Origin of the sequence: Paraburkholderia phytofirmans, from assembly GCF_046028095.1 — a bacterium.
Classification (GTDB): Bacteria; Pseudomonadota; Gammaproteobacteria; order Burkholderiales; family Burkholderiaceae; genus Paraburkholderia; species Paraburkholderia phytofirmans_A.
Map to the genome: position 1 here is coordinate 97362 of NZ_JAQQDJ010000014.1, position 17035 is coordinate 114396.

The following is a 17035-nucleotide window of genomic DNA, read 5'->3' on the forward strand; positions in this document are numbered from 1 at the left end:
AGTTGAAGAAAATAAAGCCGTACTGGCCTGTATCCGGAGATAAGCATGGACCGTGCCACGACAACTTATATAAACTTATCAATGGTTTGTTGGACGGCATACGAGAAATTTGAGGTCGCGGTGCGGCAATTTGGAGAAGATTGCCGGTAAAGTTTTCCTTAACCATACACGGTGGCGCAAAAAAGAAAAAGCGCCCAAATTGGCAAGCCTATCGCTTAATCTGTTGATAAGCTGGTTCTGATTCTGCAAAATAGCCCCTGTCGGTCAATGACTTACAGGGGCTTCTTCATGTCGGGTCTTCCTGACCCTTCCGGGCCGGCCAGCGCCGCGTCCAGCAAAGTCCCTCCCGCTGTCGAGGCAGAGCTGCCTGACGGTGGCAAACGGCTTATCCAGGTCAACTTCTGCAAAAATCCGCGCTGCGCGAACTTCGGTGTTCCGGCAGCGTTGCCTCGTCACGCGCGTCGTGCGGCCGCAGTCGGCGCGCCAGGTAGCGCTTACACGATAGCCGGCGCTGGCAAGGGGTTGCCGTTGCTGCACTGTCGTCTGTGCAGCGAAATGCCCCCCATGAAGAGCAACCTGGGAATCGTTGAAGAACTCCTGCGGCTGTCCCTTTATCTCCGGGCCGCTCCGGAGGCTGGTTGCCGCAACGAGGCTTGCGCGAATTTCGGCCGGCCCGCTTCGGATTCAGGCGCCTACCAGCGGTTCGGGCTTACGGACAGGGGCTCGCCACGCTTCCGTTGTCGAATCTGCAAGAAGACGTTCTCTTTGCCCGTTACACCGGTGCTGAGGCAACGCCTGCCTCACAAGAATCGAATGATTCTGACGCTCCTGATGAACAAGTCGCCGTTGGCCCGGATTTGCGAGGTCGCCGACGTTAGCATGCAGACCGTCTACGACAAGCTGGACTTTTTCCATCGACAGCTAACCACGTTCGCCGCCCGACACGAACGGGCACTGTTGGATGGCTTTGCCCGGGACCGGCTATATGTCGCCGTCGACCGGCAGGAATACATCGTCAACTGGAGCCGGCGGAAGGACAAGCGCAATGTCGTTCTTCAGGCGCTCGGCAGCGCCGAACTCGAGACGGGCTACGTGTTTGGAATGCATCTGAATTTCGACGGCAGCCTTGACCCGACAGTAGTGGGCGCCGAGGCCGCCGCGGCTGGCGATTTCGGCGTTGCTTTGCCTTTCCGGCGCCACGCTCGCCTGTGGCTGGACCCGGACTACGCCGCGGCTCAGGCGGAGTCACTCAAGCGGCTGTCCCGGCGCTCCGCCATGCCTGCGCCGGGTCTCGCGGCCGACATCGAAGAGACCTACGACGGTTCCGAAGTTCGCTCCGACATTGAGAGCGCGGAGCTCGTCACCAGCTCGCGCCAATTTCCGAACGCAGGCATGCAGGTGCGCAGCGAATACACCTTGTATGCCCACTTCTTCCTGCTCAGGGAACTGTTCAAGGGCGTCGAGAAGGTGCGGTTCTATCTCGACCAGGAGGCCGGTATTCGTGCCGCATGCCTCGCCGCCTTTGAAGATGAGATTCGTCAACGACGTTGTGACGCATTTTATGTACGTATTGCCAAAGAACTGACTGTCGATGAGAAGCGTCGGCTGGTGAAGGAAAGCCGCGAACGTTTCGAAGATGTCGCAGGAGCTCATCCCGAGCTCAGCCATGGTGAGGTGGCAGTTCTGCTAATGCAGGACGAGATGGCTCGAGCTGCGACGATTGGTAAATGGAAAGACCGCTGGCTGGCGCATCCAGTTCCGAACGGGAGCGAGGCTCAAAAGGCCCTGTGCTACCTGACGGATTTCGAAGACTATGACGAGAACCATCTGGCCAATCTATATCTGAAAGGCAGTTTGCACGCGGTCGACCGCTTCTTCATGCAGGTGCGCCGGCGGCTCTCCCTGCTCGAGCGACCCATCGGCACAGCGAGCAAGGCTGGGCGGACCTGGTACGGCTACGGCGCATATCGTCCTGCGCATATCGAGAAGATACTGGCGGTGTTCAGGGTCTATTACAACTTCGTCCTCAAAGGCAAAGACGGGAAGACGCCTGCGATGCGCCTTGGCCTTGCTACGCATGTCGTGAAGCTCGATGAGCTGCTCGGCGTTCATGAGACAAGAAAAAGCCCCAAGGAACCGCGTTCCAAGGGGCTTTGAACCAGCGCCATCAACCGTTCAGCCGACGCAAATCATCAACAGATTAAGCGATAGGCTTGCCAAATTGGGCGCTTTTTTTGCCATTTTTTTCGCGGCGCCCGTGTTGCGGCGCCGGATTCAGGCGAGCAGGGCGCTTATGCGCGGCTGCGGTATTCGTGCGTACGCGTGTCGATTTCGATCTTGTCGCCGATGTTGCAGAAGAGCGGCACTTGCAGTTCGAAACCGGTGTTCAGCTTGGCGTTCTTCAACACCTTGCCCGACGACGTGTCGCCCTTGACAGCCGGTTCCGTGTAGATGATTTCGCGGACCAGCGTGGTCGGCAGTTCGACCGAGATCGCTTTCTCGTTGTAGAACACGACTTCGCAAGCCATGCCGTCTTCGAGGTAATGGAGCGCGTCGCCCATCATTTCGCCTTCGACTTCGAACTGGTTGTAGTCGGCGTCCATGAATACGTACATCGGGTCAGCGAAGTACGAGTACGTGACTTCCTTGCGTTCCAGCACGACGACGTCGAACTTGTCGTCGGCCTTGTAGACGCTTTCCATGCCTGCGCCGGTCAGCAGGTTCTTGAACTTCATCTTGACGACGGCGGAGTTGCGGCCCGATTTGTTGTATTCGGCCTTTTGCACAACCATTGCGTCTGCGCCGATCATCACGACGTTGCCGGTGCGGAGTTCCTGTGCGGTCTTCATAAAACTGTCCTGTACGAATTAAGTAGCTTCAACTTGTGCTCAACGGCATACGGCGCAAGCGGCTTCGGCGCTTTGCCCGCCGCGCGCCGCACCGCCGAAGCGGCTCGGCGGGTTGCGAGCGGGTCAAGCGTGGCCGGCTTGCCGCGGGGCGCGGCGGGAGCGCCGCAAACGCGCGGTCTCAGCCACTCCCAGCAATCCGTTACCTGCTTTTTTACCCTGTGCGGGCGTGTACACGAGTGGCGCCGATTCGCAACATACGTCCCTTTTTTAACATTTCCAGCATCGAGCTTTGACTTAGGAAATCTCTGGCCTCTTTCGAGCCCAAGGTTGCGGGCCGCCAAAGCGAGTTGTTTGGATTGCGCCGCTGCGATCGGGCCGCGCTTGCGTCGTCGGCCATTGGATAACCGCTTATTTTAACTGAGTTTTTGCGAACAAGGCCAGATTTCCGGCGAGGTCGCCCACTTGGGCCAGTTCCTCGGCCCACGCCGCTGCGCGTTGCCTGAGTGCCGGCAAGTGACGCTGGAATTCCGTCCAGTCCGGCCGGCCCGTGCCGTTCCAGGCGTGCCAGAAGCGCGCGAGCGCGTCGCGGGTGTCGGCGGGCAGGGTGCGCGCGTAGTGCGCGAGCGCGGCGTCGAGCTTCGGCAGATGGGCGTCGTCGGCTTGCGGGTAGATGTGCCAGACGAAGGGTTTGGCGGCCCACTGGGCCCGCACGAACGAATCCTCGCCGCGTACGAAATTGATGTCGCTCGCCCACAGCAGCGCATCGTAGCCGGGCTGGTCGGTGAAGGCGAGGGCGTGCGCGCTCAGGCTGCCGCGCACGGCATGCGAGCCGGCGTCGAACGCCGGGAGGTCGAAAAAGCGCGCCACCGCGCCTGAAATGCGGCCTTCGGGGACCAGCAGGACGACCGGCTCCGCGCTGTCGCGCCATTGTTCGAGCAGGCTGTCGACGGCGGGGTTTTCGTAGGCGAACAGCGAGACGACGGTGGCAGTGGTGGGTGGCGGCGCGTGGCCGGTGGTTTGCCGCCACCATGCTTCGCGCGCGTTGGGCGATGCCTCAAAACCCGCCCGCGCGCTGTCGAGATGCCGTTCCTTCAGCACGCCGCCGGTGCCGGGGCCGAGTCCGGGGAAAAAGAACGTCTTGGTCAGCGGATAGCGCGGATGAGGCGACGGCCGCAGATGAAAATCCGCGACCCAGTCCTCGGCGCTCAGATATTCGAGGTTGAACCACACCGGTGTGCGCTCCCGCGTTGCCATCGCGGCGACATAGATGGACGGCAGTTCGCAGCCGAACGCCTCGATCACGACGTCGGCGACTTCGAGCGTATCGCCCGCATGGGCCGGCTCGCGCCAATGTTCGACGACGATGCCGCCGACCGTCTGGCGAGCGCGCTCCAGCGTCAGCGACGGGCACAGCTTCCGGAACGCATGCAGATCGTCGACGAACACGCGCACCTGCCAGCCGTGTTCGCTCGAGAGTTGACGCGCGAGGCGCCAGCACACGCCGATGTCGCCGAAATTGTCGATCACCGCGCAGAAGATGTCGCAGGCGATTGCCGTGGGCGTGTCGGCGGCTTGCTCGGATTGGGGCGTAGCGGAAGACATGATGGCCTGGGTCGCGAATTCGGACGGATGGAAGGAGCGAGGCAGTGCGAGCGATCGGACGGCGTTGCACTTCGCCGCAGCATGACGAAGCTGCCGCCGAAGCGTGACCCGATCAAGCCAACAAGGCTCGGACGCACGCGGAATGTTCTAAACTGGCGATTCTAAAGCACTCGTTCACGATTGCGCGCGCATGGCGTCCTTCGGTTCGCCACGGCGCGCGGCAACGGAGCAACGCTTCGCGAGACCGTCCCACCCCCGACCGATTCTGCATGACCGAACCCGAAGCAACCGACGTTTTCGAGCCGAAAAAAGTGCTCGCCCAACTGCCGCATCTGCCCGGCGTCTATCGCTATTACGATACGCACGGCGCGGTGCTTTACGTCGGCAAGGCGCGCGATCTGAAGAAGCGCGTGTCGAGCTACTTCACCAAGACGCTGCTGTCGCCACGCATCGCGATGATGGTGACGCGCATTGCGCGCATCGAGACGACCGTCACGCGCTCCGAGGCCGAAGCGCTGCTGCTCGAAAACAATCTGATCAAGGCGCTCGCGCCGCGCTACAACATTCTGTTTCGCGACGACAAGTCGTATCCCTACCTCAAGCTGACCGGCCACAAGTTTCCGCGCATGGCGTATTACCGTGGCGCGGTGGATCGCAAGAATCAGTACTTCGGTCCGTTTCCGAGCGCGTGGGCCGTGCGCGAGAGCATCCAGATCCTGCAGCGCGTGTTCCAGTTGCGCACGTGCGAAGACTCGGTGTTCAACAACCGCACGCGGCCCTGTCTGCTGCATCAGATCGGCCGCTGCACGGCGCCGTGCGTCGCGGCGATCAATGAAGAAGACTACGCGCGCGACGTCGCCAACGCCTCGCGCTTTCTGCTCGGCCGGCAGGGTGAGGTGATGAAGGAACTCGAGCAGAAGATGCACGCGTTCGCGAGCGAGCTGAAGTTCGAGCAGGCCGCGGCGGTGCGCAACCAGATGAGTTCGCTGTCGACGGTGCTGCATCAGCAGGCGATTGAAGTCGGCAGCGACAGCGACGTCGATATTCTCGCGGTGGTCGCGCTAGGCGGCCGCGTGTGCGTGAATCTGGCGATGGTGCGCGGCGGCCGGCATCTGGGCGACAAAGCGTATTTCCCGGCGCACGTGGAAAGCGCGTTGACCGCCGACGAGGGCGGACTGGAAGAAGACGACGCGGCGTTGGTCGATGTCGCGCTCGCGTCCGACCCGCTCGCGCAAGGCGATGTCATTGATGATGAAACGGCAGCGTCGGCCGATACCGCCGACGCTCTTGCGATCGCGCAAGAGATGCCATCGGAGGACGAAGAGAGCGAACAGGACGACGCCGAAGAAGAAGTTGACGTCGCCGAAGAAGCCGGCTCCGAACCCGCAAAGCCGCGCAAAGGCCGTGCTGCAACCGGTGGAATCGAAGCCGAAGTTCTCGAAGCATTCATCGCCCAGCACTACCTGGGCAATCGCGTGCCGCCGGTGCTGGTAGTCAGCCACGCACCCGCCAACCGCGAACTGGTCGACGTGCTGATCGAACAAGCCGGCCACAAGGTCACCGTGCTGCGCCAGCCGCAAGGGCAACGGCGCGCCTGGCTCGCGATGGCCGAGCAGAACGCGCGGCTCGCGCTCGCGCGCCTGCTTTCGGAGCAGGGCTCGCAGCAAGCCCGCACGCGTGCGCTCACCGACACGCTCGGCATGGAGTGCGACGATCTCGCGCATTTGCGCATCGAATGCTTCGACATCAGCCACACGATGGGCGAGGCGACCCAGGCGTCGTGCGTGGTGTATCACCATCACAAGATGCAGTCGTCGGAATACCGCCGCTACAACATCACCGGTATTACGCCCGGCGACGACTACGCCGCGATGCGCCAGGTGCTCACGCGCCGTTACGAGAAGATGGTCGAGCAAGCCGCCGCGAACGCCGCCGACGAAGCCGCCGAGTTGCAAAGCGATGCGGCCGCCGATCCGTCGCTCACGCCGGACGCCGCGGAGCCGGTCGCGGCCGGCGGCGTCCTGCCGACCATCGTGTTGATCGACGGCGGCAAGGGCCAGGTCGAGATCGCGCGCCAGGTGTTCACGGAACTGGGTCTCGATACCGGCATGCTGGTCGGTGTCGCGAAGGGCGAGGGGCGCAAGGTCGGCCTCGAAACCCTGATTTTCGCCGACGGCCGGCCGCCGCTCGAACTCGGCAAGGAAAGCGCCGCACTCATGCTGGTCGCGCAGATCCGAGACGAAGCGCACCGCTTCGCCATCACCGGCATGCGCGCGAAGCGCGCCAAGACGCGCCAGACCTCGCGGCTCGAAGAACTCGAAGGCGTGGGCGCGAAGCGGCGTCAACGGCTGCTCGCGCGCTTTGGCGGACTGCGCGGCGTGGTTGCGGCCAGTGTCGAGGATCTGGCGAGCGTCGAAGGCATTTCGCAGGCGCTCGCGGAGCAGATTTACCGGCAATTGCACTGATTGCGGCGGTCGCGGCCGGCCGCTCAAGCGCTTCCGAGCAGCGCTGCGGCGGCTCGCCCGGCTAGCCCTGCGCGCCGCTTTGCCGCCGCTTTGCTTGTGGCAGGCCTTATGACACGGCACAATTGCATCTCCCTTGCCAGACGCTGCGCCTGCCCATGCCGTTTAATTTCCCGATTTTCCTGACCTGGCTGCGGATCGTCCTGATCCCGCTCGTCGTCGGTGTGTTCTATTTGCCCGACATGATGATGAGCCCCGCGCACCGTAATCTGGCGGCCGCGACGATCTTCATTCTGGCGGCGCTGACCGACTGGTTCGACGGCTATCTGGCGCGCAAGTGGAATCAGACCTCGGCATTCGGCGCGTTCCTCGATCCGGTCGCCGACAAGCTGATGGTGACCGCCGCGTTGCTCGTGCTCGTGCAACTCACGCGAATCGATTCGGCGATTGCGCTCGTGATCGTCGGGCGCGAGATCGCGATCTCAGCGTTGCGCGAATGGATGGCGCAGATCGGCGCGTCGAAGAGCGTCGCGGTGAATTCGCTCGGCAAGTTCAAGACCGTTTGCCAGATGGTGGCGATTCCCATGCTGCTGTTCTACGGCCCGCTGCAGTTCGGCGGCGGCGTGGTGGTCGACACGCGCGTGTGGGGGCTGTGGCTCATCTATCTGGCCGCGTTCCTGACGATCTGGTCGATGCTCTACTACATGAAGCTCGCGTGGCCTCAGATCCGCGAACGGGGCGGCGTGGCCTGAGGTTCCGTCGTGGTGGAGGGCGCTCGGAGCGTGTCCGAACTTTGCTGCCGCATGAGTGAAATCTGTTCAGTAAAAGAGATTCGCAAAAGGGGTTGACACGTTTCAGTCGTTTCTCCATAATCTCGTTTCTCCGATGCACGCAGTTCGAAACATCGGTGGCAGTAAGAGAGTAGTTGCAGTAACAAGGCAGCAGATAGCACGGCAAAAGCAGCACAATGCGGGAGTAGCTCAGTTGGTAGAGCGCAACCTTGCCAAGGTTGAGGTCGCGAGTTCGAGCCTCGTCTCCCGCTCCAAATTTTTGAAGCATCGCATTGTTTGGCAAGTAGTAGTGCAGTGCGTTGTGAAGCAGTTCAATGCGGGAGTAGCTCAGTTGGTAGAGCGCAACCTTGCCAAGGTTGAGGTCGCGAGTTCGAGCCTCGTCTCCCGCTCCATACATAAGGGGAAGCAACGCTTCCCTTTTTGTTTGGTGGCCCGGTTCTACCGGTTGTCCGCCCGACAAAATCTGCGAATCTGTTGCTAGGTTCCAGTCCGCTTGCGGCGCGATAGCAAAGCGGTTATGCAGCGGCCTGCAAAGCCGTTTAGGCCGGTTCGACTCCGGCTCGCGCCTCCAGTAGTTGATGTAAAGAAAAGCCCCGACTTGTCGGGGCTTTTCTTTTTTCAGCGTCGGGTTCGCCAGCGAAGCGGATGGGGGCGCTGGCGCGGTTGCTGTTTGAGTTGCAGGGCCACGGGGTAGTCAGAGCATGTCGGCCCTGGCGATCATCGGCACCTTAAGTAGCGCGACGAACGAGCAGGTGCGGCGCGACAGATTCGACCGCCGGCATCAAATGCATATTTACCAATCGCTTTGCGCGCACTTTCACTTTCGTTTTATTGTCTTTCAAACCTGTTTTGCCGATCGTTTAATACACGGAACGATGCATTGAGTGCATTCGGCAATTGCCATTAATGTAGAGTGTGCAATACCATTCTCGCGTTCATAAGCATTGCTTGTCATCGGTTCTAATTGAGGGCGATGCTTTGTATCGCGAAAGCACGGGGCCGGGCAACCCGCGACAACGACTACATATCGACCAATGAAAAAAACCATAACCGCCGCCGTGCTGTTCGCCGTCGGCATGCCGATGCTGGCTATTGCGCAATCAGCGCCGGCTCCCGCCGTCAAAACTGGCGACACGTGGACCTACGTGGACACGTTCGAGAAAGCGCCTTCGGTCTGGCGCCAGACCCACGACGAGGTGACCGTCCTGCGCGCGACGCCGTCGCACATCTATTACGCGTCGAAACCGTTGGGCTCGACCCAGCCGCCGAGCGAAACGATCGCCGGCGCGGACTGGAGTCGTGAGCGCAATGTGAATGGCGCGGAAGTGGTGGTCAACCGGCCGCTCGCGTTCCCATTATCGTCCGGCAAAACCTGGAACATCGACTACACCGAGCTGCATCCGAACAAGCTGCATGCTTCGGAAAAGTGGAGCACGCACTATCGGGTGGTGGATACGGAAACCGTCGAAGTGCCGGCGGGCAAATTCCAGGCGATCAAGATCGAAGCTGAAGGCGACTGGATCGCGCAACTCGAACCGACGCAGACCGTCACGCAGGCCGTGCAGGTCCAGCAAGGCGATACGGCCATGGTCACGCATGCGCAGAAAACCGGCCCGATTCAGGCAACCGGGCGGACTTATAAAGCGATCTGGTATGTGCCCGAAATAGGCCGATGGGTAAAGTCGGTGGAAGAGTATTACGCCAGCAACGGCGTACGAAATGAGCGTTATACGAGTGAGCTGGAATCGTTCAAAAAAAGCACTGAATGAATGCCTCGCATGCGAATAGGCAGCGGAAGATTTTTTCCCGCACGGTAAAGCCCCATCGACTGGGGCTTTATTTTTATCTGGGCCGATTCTCGGTGTTGCCGTTATCGCGGCAGATGCCGTGGCAGAAGCGGCGCACAATGCATTCTGCACGTAATCTATCGAATGGCTCGCGCGTCTGATTCCTGCGTCATTGCCTGTCCACACCGAGGCTGAATGTACTTACAACTCACCGGCACCCAAGTCCGCCTGCTCGGCTCGATGCATCTGTTTCCAGCGACGAGCCGCAGAACGCCGCCGTGGATCGCCGAGGCCTATGACTGGGCCGAAGCGCTCGTCTTCGAGTCCGATCCGCCGACGATCCTGCCGTTTCTGAAGGCCGACCAGGCAGGCGGCGCGCAGCAACTGCAGCCCTTTCTCTCCGCCGACGCATGGCGGCAACTCCAGGCGGCGTGGCCCGTCGACGGACCTCTGGCGCCACTCGCCGATCTGCGTCCGTGGGCTGCGCTGATCGTCGCGCCGACGTTGTTCCAGCAGGTCGTCGAAGGTGTCGAGCCGCGCATGCTGCGCTCGGCGATCACGCAGGCCAAACGCTATCGGTATCTCGAGACCGCGGACGAGGTAGCGGCGGCGCTCGAATCGATTCCGCTCGATGCGGTCGGCGCGGCGCTCGGCCTGCTGATGGCCGATCTCGACGAACCGCAGCGCACGCTCGAACGCATGCACGCGGCCTGGCTGGATGGCGATCTGCCGGCCGTGCACCGGATCGCCATCGAGTCGCCGATGTTCAATCTGCCGGGCATCCGGCATGCGATTCTCGACGCGCGCAATCACGCATGGGCGGCGCGCCTGACGGAGTTGCTCACGCGGCCGGAGCGCACGTTGGTGGTGGTCGGCGCGCTGCATCTGTGCGGCCCCGGTAATCTGATCGACTGCCTGGCGCGACCTGTCGAACCGGTCTTTGCCAATCCATAGCAGAGCTGTGTCCGCGCGAGCGTGGCAGCCCGATGCGGCCTGCATCGGCTCCGATGAGGATCGGGCGCGGATCCGACGCGCACGCAATCGGCGGGAACTCTTGCGCCGTGGTTTTGCCCCAACGTAAAGCACACCGCTATACACTACCCGCCTACCACTTCGGCCACCCCTGTCGCCCTAGGGAATACAACATGCATGTCCCACCGACGCCCACTAACGAAACCGCCCGTCTCGATACCCTGCGTGCGCTGCATATTCTCGATACGTTGCCCGAAGAGCGCTTCGATCGTCTGACCCGGCTCGCCAAGCGGCTCTTCAGCGTCCCTATCGCGCTCGTGAGTCTCGTCGACGCGGACCGTCAATGGTTCAAGTCGTGCGTCGGCCTGAACGCGAGCGAGACCTCGCGCGACGTATCGTTCTGCGCGCACGCGATTCTCGGCGACGAAATCCTGATGGTGCCCGACACGCTCGCGGACGAGCGCTTTCACGACAATCCGCTCGTCACGGACAACCCGAATATCCGCTTCTATGCCGGCTGTCCGCTGACGGTGCCCAACGGCAGCAAGCTCGGCACGCTCTGCCTGATCGACACCAAGCCGCGTGGCCTCGACGAAGAAGAGCGCGAACTCCTGCGCGATCTGGCGCGCATGGCCGAGCAGGAGTTGGCGGCGGTCCAGTTGGCCACGCTCGACGATCTGACGCTGCTGTCTAACCGGCGCGGTTTCGAGGCGCTCGCACAACATGCGCTGAACGTTTGCAAGCGGATGCACAAGCCGGCGTCGCTGCTGTTCTTCGACCTGAACGATTTCAAGCAGATCAACGACACGCTCGGCCACGCCGAAGGCGATCGCGCGCTGAAGACCTTCGCCGACGTCTTGCGCACGGCGCTGCGCGAAAGCGACGTGATCGGGCGGCTCGGCGGCGACGAGTTCGTCGTGCTGCTCACCGATTCGGACAGCGGCGCCACGCAGGAAGTGACGCAGCGTCTCACGCAGATGCTGGACGCGCGCAATGCCGAAGCGCGGCGCGGCTATCACATCCGCTATAGCGTCGGGCAGATTCAATACGATTCTGCCCGGCACCAGTCGATTGCCGAACTGCTGGCAGCCGCCGACGCCGCGATGTACAGCCACAAACAGGCATCGAAGGCGCGCGCTGCGCATCGCAACTGAGCGCGGTCGCGCGGCGAGGAAAAGCCGTCACGCGCGGCATAATCACGCATCGCCGCTTCAAGTGCGGTGCGACTCTTTTCTTCGAACGTTGTCATGACTGAACCACAGCAAACCGCCGCCTTGCGGCTGGCGCAACTCGATTGGCGCTGGAAATCCTTCAATGAACTCTCGGGCGTCGAGGTCTACACGATGCTGGGCGCACGCGCCGCGGTGTTCGTCATCGAGCAGAACTGCTTGTATGGCGACATCGATGGGCTCGACATGGATGCGTGGCATCTGCTGGTCTATGGAGCGGATGAACGACGCCCGGCGCTCGCGGGTTATCTGCGCGTGCTGCTGCCCGATGCGGACGACACCGATATCCGCATCGGCCGCGTGCTCACGACCGCCGAATTCCGCGGCATCGGGCTGGGCAATGCGATGCTCGAGCGGTCGCTGACGCATATTCGCGCGCAGTGGCCTGGCACGCCGATTCGCTTGCATGCGCAGGCGCATCTGCAAGGTTTCTATGGTGCGTTCGGCTTCGCGCCGATTTCGGAGATTCACGAAGAAGACGGCATCCCGCATGTGTGGATGCGGTCGGCCTGACGCGACTACAGCAAGCTGAACCCGGCGCGGGCGCGCTGGGTCGTATATTGAATCGTAGAATCAATGCTGGCCGCGCGCCGGCACCGAAGCCGCGGGTGCTAGCGTCTGCGAGGCTTTCGCGCGCCGTTCGCTGCGCAAACGTCCGCGCGCCGACAGCCGCATCCAGTGACGCAAGGCGAGCAGCGCGCCGATCACGCTCATCATCGAACCCGGAATCCACAGCAACAGCCCGCCGATCTGCTGATCGCGCATCGGGCTCAACCACGTGAACGCGCGGCCGCAGATCGAGTAGATCGGATACAACTCGTGCGGCGTGAAGAAGATGAACGCGCCGAGAATGATCTGCGGCGGAATCGCGGCGATCACCACCAGCACGCGCTTACCCGGCGACAAACGCGCCGGCGGTGCCGGACGCGGATCGAGCACGAGCCACCAGAACAGCAGGCCGTCGATCACCATGCTCCAGTTCATCACGCGATAAAGCCGCCAGTCGAGCATCGCCATAAAGTGAATCGGCGACATCAGCCAGAAGTAGATCAGCCCGACGAACAACGTGACCGCGACCACCGGATGCATCACCACGTCGAGCAGTTTGCGCACCGCTGGCGTTTCCAGCGCGGGCCGCACGAAGCGTTGCCGCCAGCTAAACGGAATACCCGCGCGCAACGCTGCGCCCGGATACGACAGCGCGATGAAGAACGGCCCGAGGTGATGCAGCACCAGATGCTGCGCGCGATGCATGAAGAACTCATGCTCAAAGAAATAATCGAGCCGCGTATGCAACGCGACGTATAACGCCACCAGCCCGAACCAGAAGGAGATACGCCGCGCGAGCGACACCTTCGCTTTACGCGCGCCACGCACGAACAGGATTGCGGGCACCAGCAGCGCGATCACGACGGTCGGCGAAAACTCCCAGGGATCGAGCCAGTAGAGCAGATTCATCGCGGCACGTGACCTGGTTACTTGGTTTGCGCCGGCGACTTGACGGCGAACGGCGTGTCGAGCGTTTCGCCGTCGGAGAATTTGAGCTTCAGATGCACGGTGTCGCCCGGCGCGACCTTGTGCTTCGCGTCTTCGAGCATCACGTGATAGCCGCCGGGCGCGATCGCGACCTGGCCGTGCGCGGGCACCGTCAGCTTGTCGACCATCACCATCTTCTGCGACGAACCGTTCGAGACGGTCTGATGCAGCATCGCGTCGCCGTAGTCGTTGCTGGAGATATCGACGAGATCGACCGCTTTGTCGCTCGCATTGACGAGCGTCGCGTAGCCGGCGGCGGGCAGGTTGTTGGGCAGCCAGCGAACCCACGCGTCCTTCACGCTGATCGCATTGGCGCCCGCGGCTTGCGCGGTCGATGCGACACCGAACGAAAGGGCGAGGGCGCAACTCAGTGCAGCGAACGTTTTGAACTTGATCGACATGGTTGAACTCAGGAAAGGTCAGGAACGGTCATCGATGATGCGGCGCAGGTCCTGCGCGATCGCATCGGGCGTGTCGTGATCGGTGGCCAGCAGGCGCGCGTGGCCCTGGCTGTCGAACACATAGACGGCGGAACTATGGGTGACTTCATAGTTGCCGGAGGGGTCGCGCTTTTCCATCTGATAGGCAACGCGGTAACGCTTGGCGAGCGACTCGATCTGCCAGTCGGTACCGGTCAGCCCTTCGGCATGTTTCGAATCGAAGGCGCCGACGTAATCGTGCAACGCCTGCGCCGTGTCGCGCGCGGGATCGACGGTGATGAAGAGAATGCGCACCTTTTGCGCGTCGGGGCCGAGCTTGCCGAGCACCTGCATCAGCCGGCCCATCGTTTCAGGACAGACGTCCGGGCAATGCGTGTAGCCGAAATAGACGAGCGAAGCGCGGCCCTTGAACGAATCGCCGGTGACGGGGCGGCCGTCGTCGCCGGTCAGCTTGAAGTCGAGATCCGGCAGATGGCCGGTTACATTGGTCAACTGCCACGTTTCCGTGCGATGCGTGCAGCCGGCGAGCGCCGTCAGCGCGCCCAGCATCAGCGTCAGCGCAAACAGACGCGCGGACCGCGGCCTGCGTGAAACTGCGAAGTGCGGTTGCGAGTGCCGGGATGAGAAGATCGGGAACAAAGCTGGGTTCGGTTACTCGATTGAATTGCGGCGCCGCTCGATGCGCGTGCGGCGCCTGCGCGGTCATAGTGTGCAAGTATGGTCGTAACGGCAATGTTTCGCGTGGCTGCGACTTTAGCGCAAATCAGCCGATGCCGTCGCGCAGCGCCCACGGGCGCGCGGTTTGCGAGGCAATTTGACGCAGTCGGCTGAAAGGCGGCTGAAGTCGGATTGTTGTCATTTTGAACGCAATCGCCGCCGAGGCTCGCCTGCGGCGCCCGGCTGGGCTTGTACCGAGCCTTACTTTCTCGAAAAAATGATGGATGCGCGGTAAGATGCGCACACTTTTCCGGCCGCAGAAGGCTGAAAGGCAAAACTAACCGATGCAAGCACTTCCGGCTGTTCTGTCTCCAAGCGAGACGGCATTTTTCTTCGATTTCGACGGCACGCTCGTCGAACTCGCTCCCACGCCGGACGGCGTGCTGGTGCAACCTCGCGTGATCGATTTGCTGAGCGAACTGCGCAGTCTGACGAACGGTGCGGTTGCGGTCGTCTCGGGCCGCGGTATCGACAGCATCGACAGTTTTCTCAACATGCCCGATCTACCGATCGCCGGCCTGCACGGCGCCGAACGGCGCGACGCGAATGGCGACACGCAGCGCATCGGCTTCCATGACGAGCGGCTGCTGCGCATGGAGCAGGTGCTCGCGCAGGTGGTCAACGAGAACGCCGGCATGCTTCTCGAGATCAAGGGCGCGGCCGTGGCGCTGCATTACCGCAATGCGCCGGATCGCGAGCCGGTGGCGCGCGAGGCGACCGAGCGGCTGGTGGCTGACTATGCCGGCTCCTACGTGCTGCAGCCCGGCAAGATGGTCTACGAAATCAAACCTAAAGATGTCGACAAGGGCCGCGCGTTGCGCGCGTTCCTCGACGAGCCGCCGTTTGTCGGCCGCAAGCCGGTCTTTGCCGGCGACGATCTGACCGATGAGAAAGGCTTCGCCGTCGTCAACGAACGCGGCGGCGTGTCGATCAAGGTCGGTCCGGGCGAGACGCTGGCGCATACGCGGATCGACTCGGTGTCGGGTCTGCTCGACTGGCTGGCGTCGATCGTCGCGGCGGCGCGCGCCGCATGATGACCGCGCCGTACCGCCCAAAGCAAACCACGCACTGCATCGGGAATCGCGCTTCATGAGTCGACTGATCATCGTATCGAACCGGGTGGCGCCGATCTCGGAGGGCGGCCCGGCGGCGGGTGGTCTGGCGGTCGGCGTGTACGACGCGCTAAAGGAAACCGGCGGCATGTGGTTCGGCTGGAGCGGCGACGTGCTCAGCTCGGGCCAGCCGCAGATCAAGGTCGAGGAGCGCGGCCCGGTGACCTTCGCGACCATCGCGTTGATGCGCCGCGACTACGATCAGTACTATCGTGGCTTCTCGAACGCTACGCTGTGGCCCGCGTTCCACTATCGCGCCGATCTGGTGCAGTACGACCGGCACGACTTCGAGGGCTACTGCCGCGTCAATGCGTGGCTCGCGCAACAGCTCGTGCCGCTACTGCGCGAAGACGATGTCATCTGGGTCCACGACTACCATCTGATTCCGTTCGCGCAGGCGCTGCGCGCCGCGGGCGTGAAGAACCGCATCGGTTTTTTCCTGCACATTCCGTTTCCGGCTTCGCAGGTGTTGCTGGCGGTGCCGCCGCATCGCGAACTCGTCGAAGCGCTGTGTTCGTTCGATCTGCTCGGCTTCCAGACAGCGCCGGATCTGCGCGCGTTCTGCGACTACATCGTCAATGAAGCGAACGGCACGGTCGACGCATCGGCGAAAGGCCCGCTGACGATCCACGCGTTCGGCCGCACGCTGCGCGCGGCGGCGTATCCGATCGGCGTCTATCCGGACGAGATCGCCGAACTCGCGAAAGCGGGCGAGCGCGGCAAACCGGTGCGCACCATGAAGGCGACGTTGCATTCGCGCAAGCTGATCATGAGCGTGGACCGGCTCGATTATTCGAAGGGACTGGTCGAGCGGTTTCGCGCGTTCGAGCGGCTGCTCGAACACGCGACCGCGCAGCGAAACAAGGTGTCGTTCCTGCAGATTGCCCCGCCGACGCGCGCCGACATGCACGCGTATCAGAACATCCGCTTGCAGCTGGAAGGGGAGTCGGGGCGCATCAATGGTCGCTTCGCCGAGCTGGACTGGACGCCGATTCTCTACATCCACAAGCAGTACGAGCGCTCAGTGCTGGCCGCGCTGTACCGCACCGCGCACGTCGGCTATGTGACGCCGTTGCGCGACGGCATGAACCTCGTCGCCAAGGAGTATGTGTCGGCGCAGGATCCGGAAAATCCGGGCGTGCTCGTGCTGTCTCGCTTTGCCGGCGCCGCGCAGGAGCTGGACGGCGCGCTGATCGTCAATCCGGTCGATATCGACGGCATGGCGGAGGCCCTCGCACGGGCGCTCGACATGCCGCTCGCGGAGCGTCAGGCGCGTCATCGCGACATGATGGTGCAGTTGCGCGAGAACAATGTGTCGGTGTGGCGCGATAACTTCATGCGCGATTTGCAGGGCGTCGCTGGTGCAAAGAGCACCCGAAGCGGGAAGGCGCGCGCGGTGTCGGGGAAAAAAGCGGCGCGCGAGACTCAGGCTGGGTAGGCTGAGGTCGGCGCTGCCGTTGCAACGCGTGTAAAAGAAAAGCCGCTCTCGAGCGGCTTTTCTTATGGCAATGACGGCTCGCGGCATGCCGCGCTCGCAG

Annotated in this window: 14 protein-coding genes and 3 tRNA genes; 12 read left to right on the forward strand and 5 right to left on the reverse strand. The window is 62.4% G+C overall.

Annotation, left to right across the window (positions count from 1 at the left end):
* Positions 1-288 precede the first annotated feature (288 nt).
* Entirely contained in the window at positions 289-2157 is a 1869-nt protein-coding gene (locus PQR54_RS31590; protein WP_408252644.1) for a hypothetical protein, read from the forward strand.
* Positions 2158-2291: 134 nt separating this feature from the next.
* Here PQR54_RS31590 and efp read toward each other — a convergent pair whose 3' ends face one another.
* Both efp and earP read right to left on the reverse strand, forming a co-directional pair.
* Complete coding sequence (efp, locus tag PQR54_RS31595; protein ID WP_012433870.1) at positions 2292-2849, reverse strand: elongation factor P; 558 nt, start codon at positions 2847-2849, stop codon at positions 2292-2294.
* A 408-nt stretch (positions 2850-3257) separates the two neighbouring features.
* Entirely contained in the window at positions 3258-4451 is a 1194-nt protein-coding gene (earP, locus tag PQR54_RS31600; RefSeq protein WP_408252646.1) for an elongation factor P maturation arginine rhamnosyltransferase EarP, read from the reverse strand.
* A 269-nt stretch (positions 4452-4720) separates the two neighbouring features.
* Here earP and uvrC point away from each other — a divergent pair, with 269 nt between their 5' ends.
* From uvrC to PQR54_RS31645, 9 genes are all read left to right on the forward strand, one after another.
* Positions 4721-6916, forward strand: coding sequence for an excinuclease ABC subunit UvrC (uvrC, locus tag PQR54_RS31605; protein ID WP_408252648.1), 2196 nt, complete (start codon positions 4721-4723; stop codon positions 6914-6916).
* Positions 6917-7071: 155 nt separating this feature from the next.
* Entirely contained in the window at positions 7072-7665 is a 594-nt protein-coding gene (gene pgsA, locus PQR54_RS31610; protein WP_134458259.1) for a CDP-diacylglycerol--glycerol-3-phosphate 3-phosphatidyltransferase, read from the forward strand.
* A 217-nt stretch (positions 7666-7882) separates the two neighbouring features.
* Positions 7883-7958 (forward strand) — tRNA-Gly (locus PQR54_RS31615).
* A gap of 62 nt (positions 7959-8020) precedes the next feature.
* Positions 8021-8096: transfer RNA gene (locus PQR54_RS31620), tRNA-Gly, on the forward strand.
* 105 nt (positions 8097-8201) lie between these two features.
* A tRNA-Cys gene (locus PQR54_RS31625) sits at positions 8202-8275 on the forward strand.
* Positions 8276-8738: 463 nt separating this feature from the next.
* Entirely contained in the window at positions 8739-9473 is a 735-nt protein-coding gene (locus PQR54_RS31630) for a hypothetical protein (protein WP_408252650.1), read from the forward strand.
* A gap of 213 nt (positions 9474-9686) precedes the next feature.
* Entirely contained in the window at positions 9687-10445 is a 759-nt protein-coding gene (locus PQR54_RS31635) for a TraB/GumN family protein (RefSeq protein WP_408252652.1), read from the forward strand.
* A 191-nt stretch (positions 10446-10636) separates the two neighbouring features.
* Positions 10637-11617: a sensor domain-containing diguanylate cyclase gene (locus PQR54_RS31640; protein WP_408252653.1), complete on the forward strand. Its 981-nt coding sequence runs from the start codon at positions 10637-10639 to the stop codon at positions 11615-11617.
* 93 nt (positions 11618-11710) lie between these two features.
* Positions 11711-12205: a GNAT family N-acetyltransferase gene (locus PQR54_RS31645; RefSeq protein WP_408252655.1), complete on the forward strand. Its 495-nt coding sequence runs from the start codon at positions 11711-11713 to the stop codon at positions 12203-12205.
* Between the two features lie 60 nt (positions 12206-12265).
* On the opposite strand, the gene PQR54_RS31650 is transcribed toward PQR54_RS31645, so the two are convergent.
* The 3 genes from PQR54_RS31650 to PQR54_RS31660 are packed head-to-tail and all read right to left on the reverse strand — an operon-like array spanning position 12266 to position 14217.
* Complete coding sequence (locus tag PQR54_RS31650) at positions 12266-13150, reverse strand: cytochrome c oxidase assembly protein (RefSeq protein WP_408252657.1); 885 nt, start codon at positions 13148-13150, stop codon at positions 12266-12268.
* A 17-nt stretch (positions 13151-13167) separates the two neighbouring features.
* Positions 13168-13629 carry a copper chaperone PCu(A)C gene (locus tag PQR54_RS31655; protein ID WP_408252659.1) on the reverse strand — a complete coding sequence of 154 codons (462 nt, stop codon included), beginning with the start codon at positions 13627-13629 and terminating at the stop codon, positions 13168-13170.
* Positions 13630-13647: 18 nt separating this feature from the next.
* Entirely contained in the window at positions 13648-14217 is a 570-nt protein-coding gene (locus PQR54_RS31660) for an SCO family protein (protein ID WP_408252661.1), read from the reverse strand.
* A 452-nt stretch (positions 14218-14669) separates the two neighbouring features.
* Between PQR54_RS31660 and otsB the strand changes: the two genes are divergently transcribed.
* Both otsB and otsA read left to right on the forward strand, forming a co-directional pair.
* Positions 14670-15419: a trehalose-phosphatase gene (gene otsB / locus PQR54_RS31665; RefSeq protein ID WP_012433860.1), complete on the forward strand. Its 750-nt coding sequence runs from the start codon at positions 14670-14672 to the stop codon at positions 15417-15419.
* 55 nt (positions 15420-15474) lie between these two features.
* Positions 15475-16935: an alpha,alpha-trehalose-phosphate synthase (UDP-forming) gene (otsA, locus tag PQR54_RS31670; protein ID WP_408252663.1), complete on the forward strand. Its 1461-nt coding sequence runs from the start codon at positions 15475-15477 to the stop codon at positions 16933-16935.
* Positions 16936-17035: the final 100 nt, after the last annotated feature.

Bases quoted from the DNA above. Each gene is read 5' to 3' on its own strand.
- otsB (WP_012433860.1), top strand. From the start codon at position 14,670: ATGCAAGCACTTCCGGCTGTTCTGTCTCCAAGCGAGACGGCATTTTTC.
- pgsA (WP_134458259.1), top strand. From the start codon at position 7,072: ATGCCGTTTAATTTCCCGATTTTCCTGACCTGGCTGCGGATCGTCCTG.
- uvrC (WP_408252648.1), top strand. From the start codon at position 4,721: ATGACCGAACCCGAAGCAACCGACGTTTTCGAGCCGAAAAAAGTGCTC.
- efp (WP_012433870.1), bottom strand. From the start codon at position 2,849: ATGAAGACCGCACAGGAACTCCGCACCGGCAACGTCGTGATGATCGGC.
- PQR54_RS31650 (WP_408252657.1), bottom strand. From the start codon at position 13,150: ATGAATCTGCTCTACTGGCTCGATCCCTGGGAGTTTTCGCCGACCGTC.
- PQR54_RS31630 (WP_408252650.1), top strand. From the start codon at position 8,739: ATGAAAAAAACCATAACCGCCGCCGTGCTGTTCGCCGTCGGCATGCCG.
- PQR54_RS31635 (WP_408252652.1), top strand. From the start codon at position 9,687: ATGTACTTACAACTCACCGGCACCCAAGTCCGCCTGCTCGGCTCGATG.
- PQR54_RS31590 (WP_408252644.1), top strand. From the start codon at position 289: ATGTCGGGTCTTCCTGACCCTTCCGGGCCGGCCAGCGCCGCGTCCAGC.
- PQR54_RS31655 (WP_408252659.1), bottom strand. From the start codon at position 13,629: ATGTCGATCAAGTTCAAAACGTTCGCTGCACTGAGTTGCGCCCTCGCC.
- otsA (WP_408252663.1), top strand. From the start codon at position 15,475: ATGAGTCGACTGATCATCGTATCGAACCGGGTGGCGCCGATCTCGGAG.
- PQR54_RS31640 (WP_408252653.1), top strand. From the start codon at position 10,637: ATGCATGTCCCACCGACGCCCACTAACGAAACCGCCCGTCTCGATACC.
- PQR54_RS31645 (WP_408252655.1), top strand. From the start codon at position 11,711: ATGACTGAACCACAGCAAACCGCCGCCTTGCGGCTGGCGCAACTCGAT.
- earP (WP_408252646.1), bottom strand. From the start codon at position 4,451: ATGTCTTCCGCTACGCCCCAATCCGAGCAAGCCGCCGACACGCCCACG.
- PQR54_RS31660 (WP_408252661.1), bottom strand. From the start codon at position 14,217: ATGCTGGGCGCGCTGACGGCGCTCGCCGGCTGCACGCATCGCACGGAA.